Source organism: Burkholderia sp. AU31624 (assembly GCF_020420065.1).
Taxonomy (GTDB): domain Bacteria; phylum Pseudomonadota; class Gammaproteobacteria; order Burkholderiales; family Burkholderiaceae; genus Burkholderia.
On record NZ_JAIZRT010000003.1, the window covers coordinates 473975 to 490401 of the forward strand.

Consider the following 16427-nt stretch of genomic DNA (forward strand, 5'->3'; position numbering starts at 1 on the left):
TCAGGCGCGCGCGGCATCCGGCACGGGCCGCACGACGTAATCGGTCGGGTCGCGCGTCTGCCGGACCAGCGCCGGCACGATCTCCGCGTATGCGGCCAGCGTGCTGCGATACGGCGGCGGCATGTCGGCCTTCACCGCCTCGTGCAGCTTCGGCAGCGCGTGGAACGGCACCATCGGGAACATGTGGTGTTCGACGTGATAGTTCATGTTCCAGTACAGGAAGCGGAACACCGGATTCATCATCACGGTCCGGCAGTTGCGCCGGTGATCGAGCACGTTCTCGGGCATGCCCGCGTGCTGCGTGAGGCCGAAATACAGGTACAGCCACGCACCGTAGAGGCTCGGCAGGCCGATGTAGAGGAGCGGCAGGATCGTGTGCCAGTAGAGCGAAGCACCGGTCACGAGTGCGTACACCGCGAGATGGATGCGAGACTCGCGCACCACCTTCGGCCGTTCCGATTCGGGCACGTAGGTGCGCTCCTCGTCGTCGAGCCGGCCGGTGAAGGCCGTCGCGATCATCTTGCGCAGCTCGCCGGCCACATGCTTCAGCGCGACGATGTTCAGCGCGAGCGAGCGCCAGTCGGTCGGCTTCGGCGCGGCGATTTCCGGATCGCGCCCGACGACCAGCGTATCGGTGTGATGACGTGCATGGCTCCACCGCCACGCCGTCGCGCGGCGGAACACCTGGAACGACGCGACCTGGTACAGCACGTCGTTCATCCAGCGCGTGCGGAACGCGGTGCCGTGCCCGCATTCGTGCCAGCGCGAGTCGGCCGGGCTGCAGTAGAGCGTGCCGTACACGAAGAACGCGGGAATCGCCCACGCCGAATGTGCACGCCACGCCAGCCATGCGAGCACCCCGCTGATCGCGATCGCCGCGTACCAGATCAGCGTGTCGCGAAGCGCGCGCGCGTCGCCACGCTGCATCAGCTGCTTCATCAGCGGCCGCGGCACCGGGCATCGATACCACTCGGCGTTGGCGAGCCCGGCCGCCTGCGCGCGCTCGCCGGCGCCGCCGATCATCCGGTATGCCTGACGGCGCGCCACGGTGCGGTCGTGCGCCTGGTCGTCGATATGAGCCACGTGCGTCTCCTGGATTCCTTGTTCGTTGGAAGCGCGGCAAGCGCTTCGGCATGGAATCAAAATTAGGCCCGCGGCCTCCCCCGCTCAATCGAAACGTTGACGAAATTTCGCCATCGCTTTAGCGTTCACCGCATCGCCACGTCTCGATGGCGACACCACGATGGAGACAACCATGGCAGGCGAATCCGGGCCGCGCTGGCGCAAGCGCACCGCACGCTTCGACGAGATCGCGGCGCTTGCCGGCGTCAGCACGACCACCGTCGACCGCGTGCTGAACGAGCGCGGCAGCGTCTCGGCGCAGGCGCGCGAACGCGTGGTGGCAGCCGCGCGGCAGCTCGGCGTGCCGCGCCAGCTGCCCGACACGCGGCACGGGCTGCTCCACGTCGACGTGCTGCTGCCGGATACCGACGCGGCTTTCTTCAAGCGGCTGCAGCTGGCGCTGCAGCGCTCGCTGCAGATGCTCGATCGGCGCGTGGTCGTGCACCGGACGATCCTGCCCGCCGCCGACGACGAGCGGGCCGCCGCGCTGATCGAACGGCCCGCCTACCGGCGCGCGGCGCTGATCGTCACGGCACGCGACACGAGCCGCGTGCGCGACGCGCTGGCCGGCGCGATCGCGCGCGGCGAGACCGTCGTCACGATGGTCACCGACATCGGCGGCATCGACCGCGCGCACTTCGCCGGTATCGACAACTACCGGGCCGGGCGCACGGCCGGCTATTACATCGGCCGCCTGGCGGCACGCCCCGGCCGCGTGCTGCTGCTCGGCGGGCGCATGGGCTACCGCGCGCATGCCGACCGGATGGCCGGCTGCCGCGACCAGCTTGCCGAAGCGTTCGCCGCCGTCCGCTGCGACGACGAGCCGGCCGAGACGCTCGACCAGGACGATCGCTGCTACCGCGCGGTGACGAAGGCGCTGCAGGCGCACGACGACGTAGTCGCGATCTACAACAGCGGCGCCGGCTCGGCCGGCATCGAGGCGGCGCTGCGCAAGGCCGGCGCGGCCGGTCGCGTCGTGTGGATCGGCCACGAGATGATCGACCTGCACCGCACCTTCATCGAATCCGGCGCGATGGATCTCGCGATCGACCAGGATCCGGACGGCCAGGTGATTTCCGCACTGCAGCACGTGCTGCATGCGTGCGGGATCGTCGAACAGCCGCCACCGGCCGATCCGGTCGAATTCCGCGTGTTCTGTCCGGCAAACGTGCGGACGAGCGCGTACCTGCCAGCCTGAATTCGAACGCCCGGCACACCGTCTGTCGCGCCGCACGCGCATTGCGAAAAAATCGACCGCCGCATTGGCGATTTTTCGCCAACGTTTGTCATGCAGCCCGCGCCGCGCCTCCGTACATTGGGCAACCCATCCCATGACAACGGCGGACAGGAGACGATGGCTGAACCGATCCTCATCGGCGTGAACCTCGACGGCGTGCTCGAACACGACGGCCTGCCGTTGCCCACGCCCGCCGAACGCTTCCGGATGGTCGCCGGCGCCGGTGTGTTCGACTACATCGAAAAGAACCCGGCGCGCGGCGAGGACCTGTCGCCGTATTTCGCGCTGGTCGAACGTCATGCGCTGCCGATTCGCGTGATCGGCGGCATCTGGTGCGCGGGCCGTGACGAAGCGCACGTCGCCGAGATCGTCGACGCGGGCGCGCGCTTCGGCAGCACGGTGCTCAACTGCCAGTTGCATGCGCATCACGCGAGCGGCCATCCGCTGTCCGATCGCGAGGTCGCCGATTTCTACCTGCGGACCTACGAGCGCGGCGAGCCGGCCGGTTGCCTGCCGAGCCTCGAAGTGCACGTCGACATGTGGAGCGAGGATTTCACGCGTGTCGCACGCGTTGCACGGCTTGTCGAGCAGGCCGGCGTGCCCTTCCGGATCACGCTCGATCATTCGCACCTGCTGTTCAAGATCGGCAACCACATCGAACTCGATGCGTCGGGCATCCGCGACGCGGCCGACGGCGGCCGGCGGTTGCTCGACCCTGCATCGCCCGACGCCCTCTACGCCGACTGGATCGCGCGCGGCTGGGTCCGGCATGCGCATGCCCGCAGCGTGATGCCGAACAATCCGGACAACCCGTGGATGCGCCGCGCCGACGGCAGGCCCGGGCGCGGCATCCAGTATCCGTTCGTCGCGCCCGCACCGGGCACCTATCACGACGTATGGCGCGCGGAGGCGCTCGACACGTGGAAGGCCGCGCTTCGGCAGTTGCTGCACGCGCAGGCCCACGCACAGCCGGCGCGCGTCGAGCAGATCAGTTGCGAATTCATCCCGTTTCCCGACTACGGCGGCGGCGCGCGCTATTCGATCTTCTACAACAACGTCGCGTGCGCGCACTGGCTGCGCGACACGTGGCACGCCGTCGCCGCGCCGCCGGCAACCGACGTCGCGCACACCGGCACCTGATTCGATCCCCGCCCCCACTCGAGACCCAAGGACAGAACGATGACGCAAGCCTTCCATTTTTCGCTGAACCGGATGAGCGCCCCGCGCTTGCCGTTCGACCGTTACGTCGCGCTGTGCCAGCGCCTCGGCGTCGACACGATCGAGATCCGCAACGATCTCGACGGCGTCGAGATCGCCGACGGCGCGCCGGCCGCCACCGTGCGCGCAACGGCCGAAGCCGGCGGCGTGACGATCCTGACGATCAACGCGCTGCAGCGCTTCGAGCAATGGAACGCCGAGCGCGCGGACGAGGCGACCGTGCTGGCCGACTACGCGGCGCAATGCGGCGCGCGTGCGCTGGTGCTGTGCCCGACCAACAGCCGCGGCGACACGCGCGGCGCGGACGTGCGCCACGCGGATCTCGTGAAGGCGCTGAAGGCGCTCAAGCCGATCCTCGACGCGCGCGGCCTGCTCGGCTTCATCGAGCCGCTCGGCTTCGAGGAATGCGCGCTACGCCGCAAGTCGGATGCGGTGAAAGGCATCTACGACGCAGCGGGCGAACAGGTGTTCCGGCTCGTGCACGACACGTTCCACCATCATCTGTCGGGCGAGGACATCTTCTTCCCGAACCTGACGGGCCTCGTGCACCTCTCGGGCGTCGAGGAGGACGACCTGCCGGTCGACCGGATGCGCGACGGCCATCGCGTGCTGGTCGGCGGCGCCGACCGGCTCGGCAATATCCGGCAACTGCGCGAACTGCTCGCGCGCGGCTACCGTGGCGCGTTCTCGTTCGAGCCGTTCGCGCACGAAATCGCCGAGGCCGACGACATCGAGGACCGACTGCGCGCGAGCATCGACTACGTGCGCGGCGAACTGGCGAATCAATGAGCGCCGCCACGGTGCACGGCCAACTGAAGCCGCGCACCGGCGCATATCCACGAAATCAACAGGAGAACGGAATGATCGAATTCGCGTTGTTCGGCGCGGGACGGATCGGCAAGATCCATGCGGCGAATCTCGCGCGCCATCCGGGCGCGAAGCTGAAATACGTCGTCGACCGGCATGCGCCGTCGGCCGAAGCGCTGGCTCACGCGCACGGCGCGCAGGTGGCCGACGTCGAGCGCGCACTCGGCGATCCGGACGTCCGGGCGGTCGTGATCGCGTCGAGCACCGACACCCATGCGGACCTGATCGTCGCGGCCGCGAATGCGGGCAAGGCCGTGTTCTGCGAGAAGCCCGTCGACCTGAGCGTCGAGCGCTCGCGTGCGTGCGCGGACGCCGTCCGGCGCAGCGGCGTGACCTGCATGATCGGCTTCCAGCGCCGCTTCGACCCGACGTTCGCCGCGCTGAAGGCGCGCGTCGAGCGCGGCGACATCGGCGCGCCGGAAATGCTGGTCGTCACGAGCCGCGACCCGGGCGCGCCGCCCGTCGACTACATCCGCAGTTCGGGCGGCATCTTCAAGGACATGCTGATCCACGACTTCGACGTGTTCCGCTGGATTCTCGGCGACGAAGCGCAGACGCTGCACGCGACCGGCAGCTGCCTGACCGATCCGGCCGTGCAGGATGCGGGCGACATCGATTCGACGGCCGTGACGATCCGCACGCGGCGCGGGCTGCTGTGCCAGATCAGCACGTCGCGGCGCGCCGCGTACGGTTACGACCAGCGTTTCGAGCTGCTCGGCAGCAACGGGATGCTGCAGGCCGGCAACGTGCGGCCGACCGAGGTGAGCGCGTGGCTCGCGGCCGGCATCGCGACGGACGTGCCGGAGCCGTTCTTCCTCGAACGCTACCGGCACGCGTATGCGGCCGAGATCGCGCATTTCGTCGATGCGCTGCGCGACGGCACGCCGGTCCGCACGACGATCGACGACGGGCTGGCCGCGCTCGAACTAGCCGAGGCCGCGATGACTTCGTGGAAAACGGGGCGCGTAATCGAGCTGTGACGTCACCGGCGACAAGCGGTGACAGGCGGCGGCGAACCGCGCAAGCGGGCCGCCGCCGGACGATCGGCAACCCACCCGGGGGAGACGCAGTCAGCACGCGGCCGCATCGGGAAATTTTGCCGAAGCGTCGCGCGGCGTGTGCGCGAATGCACGTATGATGGCGAATTGATCCGTGTCGCCGACCTCCCGCCTTTTCACCACCATGCTCGATCACCTTATCTGCGACTGCGACGGCGTGCTCGTCGACAGCGAAATCATTGCCGACCGCGTCCTGCTCGACACGCTGTCCGCCACGTTTCCGAATCTCGATTTCGAAGCCGCCGCCAAGTCGGCGTTCGGCCAGCAGACGTCGCGCTTCCTGACGGGAATCGAATCCCGCTTCGGGATCGAGATGCCGGCCAACTTCATCGAGACCATCGAGCACAACATCGAGCGCGCGCTGGCGCAATCGCTCGCGCCGATCTCCGGCGTGCGCGACGCACTACTGAAGGTGACCCTGCCGGCGGCCGTCGTGTCGAACAGCCGGCTCGCGCGCGTGCGCAGCTCGCTGAAGCGCGCGGCGCTCACCGAGATCTTCGGCGATCGCGTGTTCAGCTCCGAACAGGTGGCACGGCCGAAGCCCTACCCCGACGTCTACCTGCATGCGGCGCACGCGCTCGGCGTCGCGCCGGAGCGCTGCATCGTCGTCGAGGACAGCGTGTCGGGGTTGAATGCCGCGCGGGCGGCAGGCATGAAGACGATCGCGTTCGTCGGCGCGAGCCACATCCCCGACAACTACGCGGACGCGCTGCGCGCGATGGGCATCACGCGGATCATGCGCAAGATGGATGAACTACCGGCGTTCGTCGAAGCCGGCATGCGCGGCGAATTCGGGGACGTACAGTCCTGATGGTCGTGCCGGCCCGATCACGCTGATCGGGCCGATCCGGCGTGCACCGGTTCACGCACGCCGTGCAACGGGCGCGCGAACGCGCCCGCCTTCCCCTTCCCCGTACTCAGGCCGGTTCGCAGCAGCGCTCGCGCGCGGCGGCCAGCGCCTCGCGGAACTCGACGAGTTCCGCGATCGTCAGCATCGGCAGCCCGTGCTGTTGCGCGAAACGCTCGACATCGTCGCCGCGCGTCATCGTGCCATCCGGATTCATCAGTTCGCACAGCACGCCGGCCGGCTTCAGGCCCGCGAGGATCGACAGGTCGACCGTGCCTTCGGTGTGACCGCGGCGCGCCAGCACGCCGCCCGGTTGCGCACGCAGCGGAAACACGTGGCCCGGGCGCACGATGTCGTGCGGCTTCGCCCCTTCTGCGATCGCCGCGCGGATCGTCGTCACGCGATCGGCCGCCGATACGCCCGTATGCACACCTTCGCGTGCCTCGATCGACACGGTGAACGCGGTGCCGTTGCGGCTCTCGTTGGTCTGCACCATCGGCGGCAGCTCGAGCGCACGCACGGTGTCGTCGGTCAGGCACAGGCACACGATGCCGCTGCATTCGCGGATCAGCAGCGCCATCGTCTCGGGCGTGATGCGCTCGGCGGCAACGATCAGGTCGGCTTCATTCTCGCGGTCGTGGTCGTCCTGCAGCACCACGGCACGGCCTGCGCGCATCGCGTCGAGCGCGGCGGCGATGCGCGGCGGCATCGGTTCGGAATCCAGCAACGGGAGATCGGCAAAGGCGTCGGCGGGGGCCGACGAAACGGACATCAAGGACATGTGAAACGCTCCTCGCAAATACGATTTGGGCGAAAAACGTTTCAGGGCATTGCAAACAGACAGAACGACAACCCGCTTCGCACACATGGCGAAGCGGCCCTGACGGACATGACTATCTGCACATCTTCTCTCATCCGGACTATGACCGTCGGCTCTGGCATTCGACCAGATCTGCTGACCCCGCGCGAATGCGCGGGCGCTCGCGGGCTCGCCGGCTTACGCCAGCCTACCGCCGGTGGGGAATTTCACCCCGCCCTGAAGACGCACTGATTTGCCGGATGGGCCAACCCCATCGACGGCGGGCCAAGCATACAACAGCTGCGCGCGCGGCGCAGCGAACACGGCCTAAAACCTTACTGACGACCCCGTCTAACGGCATCGTCCAAACGGCCGACGGACGACCCGCGTTCTCGTCCGAACGGCGAGCACGCGAGCCGCTTCTGTGCGGCCTGCGTTGCGCGGTCAGCCGGCCGCGTGCGCGGCATGTGCCGCGTGCGCCGCATCGGGCACGAGCCAGCGCGGCGGCACCTCGGGGCTCACCGTCACGCGGAATGCACGCGCCTCGCTGTCGCCCGGGTTGCGCAGGCTGTATGGCTGGTCGGCATCGAACACGATCGCGTCGCCGGTCGCGAGCAACTGGCGGCGGTCGTGCACGCTGACTTCGAGCGTGCCCTCGCTGACGACGAGGTTGACCGTCGTGCCGGGCGCGCGGCGGGCGCCGGGCTCCGTATGCAGCGGTGCGATCCGCAGCTCGTGGAACTCGGCCGCGGCCGGCTCGCCCTCCGGGTACAGCGCCCGCGCCGAGAAGCGGCCGTTCGAGCTGACGACCCGCGACGCACGCTCGGCCGCCAGATGCTCGAAGCCGTTCACCGCATGGCGGCGCAGGAAGGCGGCGACCGATACCTTCAGCGCCGCGGCGATCTTGCAGAGCACCTTGATCGACGGCACGCTGCGCGCCGACTCGATCTGCGCGAGCATCGCGCGCGACACGCCGGACAGCCGCGCGAGCGCATCGAGCGACAATTGCCGCTCGGCACGCAACCGCGCGAGGTTCACGCCAACGACCTGTTCGAGCACGTCGAGCGACGCGGACGCCCGCGCATCGGCGGCGTTGCCGGATTCGAAGGAAGACACGTCGCGCACGAGCGCCAGGGATGAAGACATAGCATTGCCTCCGGGCCGCGGTGCAGCCCTGCGAATGGGGTAAGCCGGGATCGGAATCGGGTTGCGCCAGCAACGGCGCGTATCGAGACGCTATCACCCGGTCTTGCACCGGCAAACGAAGTTATCTTCACACCGTTATCAGCATCGCGGAGGAATGCGTTCCTCGCGAACCTTTTCCCGCCGCTATCGCGTCGTGCCGGCGCCGCGCGTTGCACCGTTCATTGCGCCGCCGGCGCCGTGCCGCGCGCCGGCCCGCGCGCGTCGAGCCGCATCGCGCACCACGTGACGACGAGCGCCGCGAACGTCACCGCGACGGCCACCCAGGGCAGCGCATCGAGCGCCAGGCCGTGTTCCAGCGCAACGCCGCCAAGCCACGCGCCGAGCGCATTGCCGACGTTGAACGCGCCGATGTTCAGCGTCGATGCGAGATGCGGCGCGCTCGCGGCCTTCTCGACCACGTGCGCCTGAAGCGGCGGCACCGTCGCGAATGCGGCGATCCCCCATACGAACACGGTGACGGCCGCCGCGACCGGATGGTGGCTCGTCTTGGCGAACACGACCATCACGGCCATCAGCGCGACGAGGATCGCGATCAGCGACGGCATCAACGCGCGGTCGGCGAGCTTGCCGCCGAGCGTGTTGCCGATCGTCAGCCCCGCGCCGAACAGCACGAGGATCAGCGCGACCGCGCGCGGCGAATAGCCCGACACGGACTGGAGAATCGGCGCGATGTACGTGAACACGACGAACACGCCGCCGAAGCCGAGCACGGTCATCAGCAGCGCGAGCCACACCTGCGGCTCCTTCAGCACGCGCACTTCGTGGCCGAGGCCGACCGGCCCGCTGTCGTGGCGGTTCGGCACCAGCGCGGCGACGCCGCCGAGCGACAGCACGCCGAGCGCGGCGACGATCCAGAACGACGCGCGCCAGCCGAGCAACTGGCCGACGAAGGTGCCGAACGGCACGCCGAGCACGTTCGACAGCGTGAGTCCCGTGAACATCAACGCGATCGCGCTCGCGCGCTTGTCGGCGGGCACGAGCGACGCGGCGACCACCGCGCCGATCCCGAAGAACGACCCGTGCGCGAACGAGGTGACGACCCGCGCGACCATCAGCATCGCGTAGCCGGACGCGGTCGCGCACAGCACGTTGCCGACGATGAAGATCGCCATCAGCCACTGCAGCGCGGCCTTGCGCGGCATGCGGCTCGTCAGCACCGCGAGCAGCGGCGCGCCGGCCGCGACGCCGAGCGCGTAGCCGGTGACCAGCAGGCCGGCCGACGGCAGCGACACGGCCAGGTCGCGCGCGACTTCGGGCAACAGGCCCATGATGATGAACTCGGTGGTACCGATGGCGAAGGCGCTGATCGCAAGCGCCAGTAACGGAATGGGCATGAGGTTCTCCGGAAGGCGGCGGACGCGGCGCCCGGGCGGTGCCGCACCGCACAAAAGGCAGGATGTGCGCATTGTCCCGAAGATGCCGATATTTGATAATTGGCGTGGCGTTTGAACCATTTTCAAATATTTCTGGAAAATCGCATGGATCGACTGGGCGATATCCGGCTGTTCGTCGAGGCGGCCGAACTGGGCAGCCTGTCCGCCGCCGGGCGCAAGCTGAACCTCACGCCGGCCGCCGCGAGCGCGCGCCTGGCGAAGCTCGAGGCGGCGGTCGCCACCCGGCTGTTCGACCGTTCGACCCGGCAGTTGCGGCTCACCGACGAGGGCCGCCTGTACCTGACCGGCTGCCGGCAGGCATTGCAGGCGCTCGACGACGCGAACGCGCTGCTGCAGGCCGGCCGCAACGTCGTCGGCGGCCGGGTGCGGCTGTCGGCGACGTCCGATTTCGGCCGCCGCCGGCTGCTCGACTGGCTCGACGAATTCACCGCGCGCTACCCGGACGTGACGTTCTCGCTGACGGCGTCCGACTCGACGGCGAACCTGTGGCAGGACGAGATCGACCTCGCGATCCGCTTCGCGGCGCCGCCCGACGGCGCGCTGATCGCCCGCCGGCTCGCCGCGGACCGGCGCGTGCCATGCGCGGCGCCGTCGTTCATCGAACGCCACGGCGTGCCGAGTGATCCGCACGATCTGGCCCGCTTTCCGTGCACCGTGATCACGGTGGCGTCCGGCCCGATGAACACGTGGCGCTTCACGCGCGGCGACGACACACAAACCTGCACGGTGCCGCTCGCCACCGCGTTCGAGACCAACGACGGCGGCCTGGCCCGCGAATGGGCGCTGCGCGGCCGCGGCATCGTGCTGAACTCGATCTGGGATGTCGCCGACGACATCCGCGCCGGGCGGCTCAAGGTCCTGCTGCCGGACTGGCGCCACCAGAGCGCGCCACTGCACGCGATCTATCCGGGCAAGCGCTACATGGCGCCGCGCGTGCGTGTGCTGCTCGACTTTCTCGCCGAACGCTTCGCGCGCGAGGAAGCCGTGCACGAAGACCTGCTGAACGCGTGCCGCTGACGGCCGGCACGCTGACGCCAAGGGGTCGGAACCTGGAGCGCGGCGTCGCGCGGCCGCAACCCGCCGCCCGTCCCAGCCAAGCATGAAAAGCTATAATGAAAGGCTTTCCCGACGGCTTTTCATGCTGGCTGCGCGCCATCCGCGTGCAGCGCACGGCCGTCCCGATTCACCCTATAGACGACGCCCCCAGGTCAACCACTGCGAACGGCGAACCCCCATGACCAAGAAAGTTTACGTAAAGACCTTCGGCTGCCAGATGAACGAGTACGACTCGGACAAGATGGTGGACGTGCTGAATGCGGCCGAAGGCCTCGAAAAGACCGATACGCCGGAAGACGCGGACATCATCCTGTTCAACACCTGCTCGGTGCGTGAAAAGGCGCAGGAGAAGGTGTTCTCCGATCTCGGCCGCGTGCGCGAGCTGAAGGAAGCGAAGCCCGGCCTGCTGATCGGCGTCGGCGGCTGCGTCGCGAGCCAGGAAGGCGCATCGATCGTGTCGCGTGCGCCGTACGTCGACCTCGTGTTCGGCCCGCAAACCCTGCACCGCCTCCCACAGATGATCGATGCGCGCCGCGAGAGCGGCCGTGCGCAGGTCGACATCTCGTTCCCCGAAATCGAGAAGTTCGACCACCTGCCGCCCGCGCGCGTCGAGGGGCCGAGCGCGTTCGTGTCGATCATGGAAGGCTGCTCGAAGTACTGCAGCTACTGCGTGGTGCCGTACACGCGCGGCGATGAAGTGTCGCGCCCGCTCGACGACGTGCTGACCGAAGTGGCCGGCCTCGCCGACCAGGGCGTGCGCGAAGTCACGCTGCTTGGCCAGAACGTGAACGCGTATCGCGGCGCGCTCGCGGCCGGCTCGTCGGAAATCGCCGATTTCGCGACGCTGATCGAATACGTCGCCGACATCCCCGGCATCGAGCGGATCCGCTACACGACGTCGCATCCGAAGGAATTCACGCAGCGCCTGATCGATACCTACGCGAAGGTGCCGAAGCTCGTGAGCCACCTGCACCTGCCCGTCCAGCACGGCTCCGACCGCATCCTGATGGCGATGAAGCGCGGCTACACGGTGCTCGAATACAAATCGGTGATCCGCAAGCTGCGCGCGATCCGCCCGGACCTGTCGCTGTCGACCGACATGATCGTCGGCTTCCCCGGCGAGACCGAGGACGATTTCGACAAGATGATGGCGCTCGTGCACGAGATGGGCTACGACACCAGCTTCTCGTTCATCTACAGCCCGCGCCCCGGAACGCCGGCCGCGAACCTGCATGACGACACGCCGCGCGACGTGAAGCTCAAACGCCTGCAACATCTGCAGGCAACCATCGAGGAAAACGTCGCGCGCATCAGCGCGTCGATGGTCGGGAAGGTCGAGCGGATCCTCGTCGAGGGCCCGTCGCGCAAGGACCCGAACGAACTCGCGGGCCGTACCGAGAACAACCGGGTCGTGAATTTCCCGGCGCCGCTCGCGTCGCACCCGCGCCTGATCGGCCAGATGATCGACGTGAAGATCAACCACGCCTACCCGCATTCGCTGCGCGGCGAACTCGTGCTCGTCAGCGACGACGCGAGCGCGGCCACGCACTGACTGACGCTCAACAGGAGCCCGACGCCACTTTGAAGCCGACCCAAGCACTGGAATTCGTCGCGCCGCGCGACGACAACGCGCGCCTCGCCAACCTCTGCGGCCCGCTCGACGAGAACCTGCGGCAGATCGAACAGGCGCTCGACGTCACGCTGTCGCGACGCGGCCACCGGATCGCGATCCGCGGGCGCGGCGCCAAGCTCGCGCTCGCCGCGCTCGAGAACTTCTACAACCGCGCGCGCGATGCGCTGTCGGTCGACGACATCCAGCTCGCGCTGGTCGAAGTGCGCCACACGTCCGGCAACGGCCGTCAGGACACGCTCGACGTGCGCTTTCGCGGCGACCCCGACCATCCGTTCGACGAGCCCGTCGTGCAGCTCGACGCCAGCGAGCCGGACGAGGAGCCCGCGCCGAAGCTCTACACGCGACGCGCCGACCTGCGCGGCCGCACGCCGGCGCAGCGCGAGTACCTGAAGCAGATCCTGTCGCACGACGTGACGTTCGGCATCGGGCCGGCCGGCACCGGCAAGACCTACCTCGCGGTCGCGTGCGCGGTCGACGCGCTCGAGCGCGACCAGGTCAAGCGGATCGTGCTGACGCGCCCGGCCGTCGAGGCCGGCGAGCGGCTCGGCTTTCTGCCGGGCGATCTCGCGCAGAAGGTCGACCCGTACCTGCGTCCGCTGTACGACGCGCTGTACGACCTGCTCGGCTTCGACAAGACGGCGAAGATGTTCGAGCGCCAGATGATCGAGATCGCGCCGCTCGCGTACATGCGCGGCCGCACGCTGAACCACGCGTTCATCATCCTCGACGAGGCGCAGAACACGACGCCCGAGCAGATGAAGATGTTCCTCACGCGGATCGGCTTCGGCTCGAAGGCGGTCGTGACCGGCGATACGAGCCAGGTCGACCTGCCGCGCGGCCATAAGAGCGGCCTCGTCGAGGCGCAGCAGGTGCTCGGCGGCGTGCGCGGCATCGCGCTCACGCGCTTCACGAGCGCGGACGTCGTGCGCCATCCGCTCGTCGCGCGCATCGTCGAGGCGTACGACGAATTCCACGCGCAGCACCAGGACGGCTGACCGGCCGGCGGCACCCGTACGCCGCCCCGGCCCGACAGCCCGGCCCGGCCCGCCACACGGCGCGCCGGGCTTTTTTTCGCCTGTGCGAATTCGGGTGCGATCGGCCGTTTGGTGTATCCTCAACGCGTCCTAATCGCCGTACGCGTCATGAAATCCTCCCGTTCCCGCAAGTCCGGGCGCGCCCAGTCGGCCGCGCCCGCCTCCCCCCGCCTTTCGCTGTTCGATGCGAAGGGCAAGGCCCGGACCGTCAACGCGCAAGGGCTGCGAATCGACTTCCCGGATGGCCGCAGCCTGATGTTCGACCTGTCGGGCAGTTCGGGAGAAGCCGCCGTCGCGATCGTCGCGCAGCACAACGATCCGGCCATGCGCGCGAAGCTCGCGCTGCAGCCCGAGCACTACGACAGCGTGACGCTGCACGTGGGCGCCGAGCCCGCGCCGCGCGAAGACGACGCCGAGGACGCGCTGCGCGAGCTGGAACTCGACCTGTCCGTGCAATACGGTGACGAAATCACGAGCGACGTGCGCAAGACGCTGCCCAAGCGCAAGCTGATCGCCGAATGGATCGAGCCCGCGCTGTTCGCCAGCGCGCAGCTCACGGTGCGCTTCGTCGGCGAAGAAGAAGGCCGCACGCTGAACGCCGGCTACCGCCACAAGGACTACCCGACCAACGTGCTGACCTTCGCGTACGACGCGGCGCCCGACGGCACCGTGATCGGCGACCTCGTGCTGTGCTGCCCGGTCGTCGAGAAGGAAGCGCACGACCAGGGCAAGCCGCTCACGGCCCATTACGCGCACCTGCTGGTGCACGGCGCGCTGCATGCGCAGGGCTACGACCACGAGACGAGCGACGAGGACGCAGCCGAAATGGAAGCACTCGAAGTCGACATCCTCGCGAAGCTGGGCTTCCCGAACCCGTACCAGTAAGCCCTCCGCACGATGCGCAACGCCGCGACGCTCCCGCCCGCCTACCCGCCGTCGATCGGCGCCGGGCGCCTGCTGACGGAAGACGAGCTCGCGGCCTCGCTCGCGCACACGATGCGCGACTGGGACGGCCAGCAGGATCTCTGGCTGTTCGGCTATGGCTCACTGATCTGGAACCCGGGGTTGCCGACCGTCGCCGCGGTGCGCGGCAAGGTGCACGGCTATCACCGCGGGCTCTACCTGTGGTCGCGCGTGAACCGCGGGACGCCCGAACGCCCGGGCCTCGTGCTCGCGCTCGATCGCGGCGGCTCCTGCTCGGGCATCGCGTTCCGGCTCGCCGGCCCGACCGCGCAACCGCACCTCGAAACGTTGTGGAAGCGCGAAATGCCGATGGGCTCGTACCGGCCCGCGTGGCTGCCGTGCTCGCTGGAAAGCGGCGAACGCGTGAACGCGCTCGCGTTCGTGATGCGCCGCGACGCGCCGACCTACACGGGCAAGCTGACCGATCCCGTCGTGAAGGAAGTGTTCAGCTGCGCGGCCGGCCGCTACGGCACGACGCTCGACTACGTGAGCCGCACGGTCGACGCGCTGCGCGCGAGCGGCATCCCCGATCGCGCGCTCGAAGGGCTGCTCGCGCGATGCCGGTGACGCGGCCCGGCGCCCGGCTTGCCGCCACGCGCTGCCGCGCCGCATGCGCATTCGAACGAGGGCACGCCCGATGATGAAACCGTCACGCTGGTCGCGTTGCAGGATTGCCGCGCTGCTCGTTGCCGCGAGCGTCGCGCTGTCCGGCTGCGGCATCCTGGGCTGCGGCGGCGCCGCGACCAACGGCGCGGCCGCCGGCGGCTGCTCGGCCGGCATGCGGTTCTGAACCGCGGCGCGGCGACCCCACCCGCGTGCGTCAGAATGCCGCCCCCAGCCACCTCCGCCGGACGTTTTCCCGCGTCACGCCCCCACCCCTTCCGCACCCGTTTTTTGCCGCCGCTGCCCCGTCGCGCCTTTCTGAGATAGGATGGAACCGAGGACGATGCCGCGCCCGGCGCGGCCGTCCGCGAGCGGGGCCCGCGCGAGCCGCCCACCTTGGCCGTGCGGCCGGTGTGACACGGTCGCGTCGTGCCCTTGGTGTATCCTTGCCTACTCCGTGACCGCGCGCTCCGGCATGACCCGGGCGCACCACCATGAACGATTCGTATCCCAGTCGTAAGCTAACCGACAAACCGCAAGAAAAGCGCTCGCTGCTCGAGCGCCTGACCGACTTCATCTCGCCCGAGCCCGAATCCCGCGGCGAGCTGCTGGAAATCCTCCAGGACGCCCACGAGCGCAACCTGATCGACGCCGATTCGCTGTCGATGATCGAAGGCGTGTTCCAGGTATCCGACCTGTGCGCACGCGACATCATGGTGCCGCGCGCCCAGATGGACGCGATCAACATCGCCGACAAGCCCGAAGATTTCATCCCGTTCGTCCTCGAGAAGGCGCACTCGCGCTACCCCGTGTACGAGGAGAACCGCGACAACGTCATCGGCGTGCTGCTCGCGAAGGATCTGCTGCGTTTCTATGCCGAAGAGGAATTCGACGTGCGCGGGATGCTGCGCCCGGCCGTGTTCATTCCCGAATCGAAGCGCCTGAACGTGCTGCTGCACGACTTCCGCGTGAACCGCAATCACCTCGCGATCGTCGTCGACGAATACGGCGGCGTCGCGGGCCTGATCACGATCGAGGACGTGCTCGAGCAGATCGTCGGCGACATCGAGGACGAATACGACTTCGACGAGGAAGCCGGCAACATCATCTCGGGGCCCGACGGCCGCTACCGCGTGCGTGCGCTCACCGAGATCGAGCAGTTCAACGAGACGTTCGGCACCGATTTCCCCGACGACGAAGTCGACACGATCGGCGGGCTGATCACGCATCATTTCGGCCGCGTCCCGCATCGCGGCGAAAAGCTGCAGCTCGGCAACCTCGTGTTCGAGATCCAGCGCGGCGATGCGCGCCAGGTCCACGTACTGCTGGTGCGCCGCAACCCGCTCGCCAGCCGTCGCGCCGAAACCTCGCACGAGGACTGACCGTCGCG

Annotated in this window: 16 protein-coding genes and 1 riboswitch; of the genes, 12 read left to right on the plus strand and 4 right to left on the minus strand. The window is 68.6% G+C overall.

The window, feature by feature from the left end:
• The gene (locus tag LGM89_RS12495; RefSeq protein ID WP_089495586.1) at window positions 1–1083 is read right to left on the minus strand and encodes a fatty acid desaturase family protein; all 1083 of its coding nucleotides are present in this window, start codon (window positions 1081–1083) and stop codon (window positions 1–3) included.
• Between the two features lie 172 nt (window positions 1084–1255).
• Here LGM89_RS12495 and LGM89_RS12500 point away from each other — a divergent pair, with 172 nt between their 5' ends.
• The 5 genes from LGM89_RS12500 to LGM89_RS12520 all read left to right on the plus strand — a co-directional run bounded on the left by LGM89_RS12500 (window position 1256) and on the right by LGM89_RS12520 (window position 6313).
• Window positions 1256–2320 carry a LacI family DNA-binding transcriptional regulator gene (locus LGM89_RS12500; RefSeq protein ID WP_226273142.1) on the plus strand — a complete coding sequence of 355 codons (1065 nt, stop codon included), beginning with the start codon at window positions 1256–1258 and terminating at the stop codon, window positions 2318–2320.
• A 156-nt stretch (window positions 2321–2476) separates the two neighbouring features.
• Entirely contained in the window at window positions 2477–3499 is a 1023-nt protein-coding gene (locus LGM89_RS12505; RefSeq protein ID WP_089495587.1) for a xylose isomerase, read from the plus strand.
• 39 nt (window positions 3500–3538) lie between these two features.
• Complete coding sequence (locus LGM89_RS12510) at window positions 3539–4366, plus strand: TIM barrel protein (RefSeq protein ID WP_226273143.1); 828 nt, start codon at window positions 3539–3541, stop codon at window positions 4364–4366.
• Window positions 4367–4437: 71 nt separating this feature from the next.
• A complete protein-coding gene (gene iolG / locus LGM89_RS12515; RefSeq protein ID WP_226273144.1) occupies window positions 4438–5424 on the plus strand; it encodes an inositol 2-dehydrogenase in 987 nt (328 codons plus the stop codon).
• Window positions 5425–5626: 202 nt separating this feature from the next.
• Window positions 5627–6313, plus strand: a complete 687-nt coding sequence (locus LGM89_RS12520) for an HAD family hydrolase (RefSeq protein ID WP_089495590.1) — start codon at window positions 5627–5629, stop codon at window positions 6311–6313.
• 106 nt (window positions 6314–6419) lie between these two features.
• Here the strand turns inward: LGM89_RS12520 and ribB are convergent, their stop codons facing one another.
• The 3 genes from ribB to LGM89_RS12535 all read right to left on the minus strand — a co-directional run bounded on the left by ribB (window position 6420) and on the right by LGM89_RS12535 (window position 9688).
• Window positions 6420–7130 (minus strand): 3,4-dihydroxy-2-butanone-4-phosphate synthase, encoded by a 711-nt coding sequence (ribB, locus tag LGM89_RS12525; protein WP_089495591.1) that lies wholly within the window; start codon window positions 7128–7130, stop codon window positions 6420–6422.
• Between the two features lie 118 nt (window positions 7131–7248).
• Window positions 7249–7397, minus strand: a riboswitch (FMN riboswitch).
• A 195-nt stretch (window positions 7398–7592) separates the two neighbouring features.
• The gene (locus LGM89_RS12530; RefSeq protein WP_069248802.1) at window positions 7593–8294 is read right to left on the minus strand and encodes a helix-turn-helix domain-containing protein; all 702 of its coding nucleotides are present in this window, start codon (window positions 8292–8294) and stop codon (window positions 7593–7595) included.
• A gap of 218 nt (window positions 8295–8512) precedes the next feature.
• Window positions 8513–9688 (minus strand): MFS transporter, encoded by a 1176-nt coding sequence (locus LGM89_RS12535; protein WP_226273145.1) that lies wholly within the window; start codon window positions 9686–9688, stop codon window positions 8513–8515.
• Window positions 9689–9832: 144 nt separating this feature from the next.
• Here LGM89_RS12535 and LGM89_RS12540 point away from each other — a divergent pair, with 144 nt between their 5' ends.
• The 7 genes from LGM89_RS12540 (at window position 9833) to LGM89_RS12570 (ending at window position 16419) form a co-directional block, all read left to right on the plus strand.
• Window positions 9833–10765, plus strand: coding sequence for a LysR family transcriptional regulator (locus tag LGM89_RS12540; RefSeq protein ID WP_089495593.1), 933 nt, complete (start codon window positions 9833–9835; stop codon window positions 10763–10765).
• A gap of 217 nt (window positions 10766–10982) precedes the next feature.
• Window positions 10983–12356 carry a tRNA (N6-isopentenyl adenosine(37)-C2)-methylthiotransferase MiaB gene (miaB, locus tag LGM89_RS12545; protein ID WP_089495594.1) on the plus strand — a complete coding sequence of 458 codons (1374 nt, stop codon included), beginning with the start codon at window positions 10983–10985 and terminating at the stop codon, window positions 12354–12356.
• Window positions 12357–12385: 29 nt separating this feature from the next.
• Window positions 12386–13432, plus strand: a complete 1047-nt coding sequence (locus LGM89_RS12550) for a PhoH family protein (RefSeq protein ID WP_089426281.1) — start codon at window positions 12386–12388, stop codon at window positions 13430–13432.
• 147 nt (window positions 13433–13579) lie between these two features.
• On the plus strand, window positions 13580–14356 hold the full coding sequence (gene ybeY, locus LGM89_RS12555) for an rRNA maturation RNase YbeY (protein WP_226206825.1): 777 nt from the start codon (window positions 13580–13582) through the stop codon (window positions 14354–14356).
• A gap of 12 nt (window positions 14357–14368) precedes the next feature.
• Window positions 14369–15001 (plus strand): gamma-glutamylcyclotransferase, encoded by a 633-nt coding sequence (locus LGM89_RS12560; protein WP_089426283.1) that lies wholly within the window; start codon window positions 14369–14371, stop codon window positions 14999–15001.
• A 70-nt stretch (window positions 15002–15071) separates the two neighbouring features.
• Entirely contained in the window at window positions 15072–15224 is a 153-nt protein-coding gene (locus LGM89_RS12565) for a hypothetical protein (protein WP_174972906.1), read from the plus strand.
• A gap of 307 nt (window positions 15225–15531) precedes the next feature.
• Entirely contained in the window at window positions 15532–16419 is an 888-nt protein-coding gene (locus LGM89_RS12570; RefSeq protein ID WP_089426284.1) for an HlyC/CorC family transporter, read from the plus strand.
• Window positions 16420–16427: the final 8 nt, after the last annotated feature.

Excerpts from the sequence above, each read along its gene's own strand:
- LGM89_RS12500 (WP_226273142.1), top strand. The coding sequence starts at position 1,256 with ATGGCAGGCGAATCCGGGCCGCGCTGGCGCAAGCGCACCGCACGCTTC.
- LGM89_RS12505 (WP_089495587.1), top strand. The coding sequence starts at position 2,477 with ATGGCTGAACCGATCCTCATCGGCGTGAACCTCGACGGCGTGCTCGAA.
- LGM89_RS12510 (WP_226273143.1), top strand. The coding sequence starts at position 3,539 with ATGACGCAAGCCTTCCATTTTTCGCTGAACCGGATGAGCGCCCCGCGC.
- iolG (WP_226273144.1), top strand. The coding sequence starts at position 4,438 with ATGATCGAATTCGCGTTGTTCGGCGCGGGACGGATCGGCAAGATCCAT.
- LGM89_RS12520 (WP_089495590.1), top strand. The coding sequence starts at position 5,627 with ATGCTCGATCACCTTATCTGCGACTGCGACGGCGTGCTCGTCGACAGC.
- ribB (WP_089495591.1), bottom strand. The coding sequence starts at position 7,130 with ATGTCCTTGATGTCCGTTTCGTCGGCCCCCGCCGACGCCTTTGCCGAT.
- LGM89_RS12530 (WP_069248802.1), bottom strand. The coding sequence starts at position 8,294 with ATGTCTTCATCCCTGGCGCTCGTGCGCGACGTGTCTTCCTTCGAATCC.
- LGM89_RS12535 (WP_226273145.1), bottom strand. The coding sequence starts at position 9,688 with ATGCCCATTCCGTTACTGGCGCTTGCGATCAGCGCCTTCGCCATCGGT.
- LGM89_RS12540 (WP_089495593.1), top strand. The coding sequence starts at position 9,833 with ATGGATCGACTGGGCGATATCCGGCTGTTCGTCGAGGCGGCCGAACTG.
- miaB (WP_089495594.1), top strand. The coding sequence starts at position 10,983 with ATGACCAAGAAAGTTTACGTAAAGACCTTCGGCTGCCAGATGAACGAG.
- ybeY (WP_226206825.1), top strand. The coding sequence starts at position 13,580 with ATGAAATCCTCCCGTTCCCGCAAGTCCGGGCGCGCCCAGTCGGCCGCG.
- LGM89_RS12560 (WP_089426283.1), top strand. The coding sequence starts at position 14,369 with ATGCGCAACGCCGCGACGCTCCCGCCCGCCTACCCGCCGTCGATCGGC.
- LGM89_RS12565 (WP_174972906.1), top strand. The coding sequence starts at position 15,072 with ATGATGAAACCGTCACGCTGGTCGCGTTGCAGGATTGCCGCGCTGCTC.
- LGM89_RS12570 (WP_089426284.1), top strand. The coding sequence starts at position 15,532 with ATGAACGATTCGTATCCCAGTCGTAAGCTAACCGACAAACCGCAAGAA.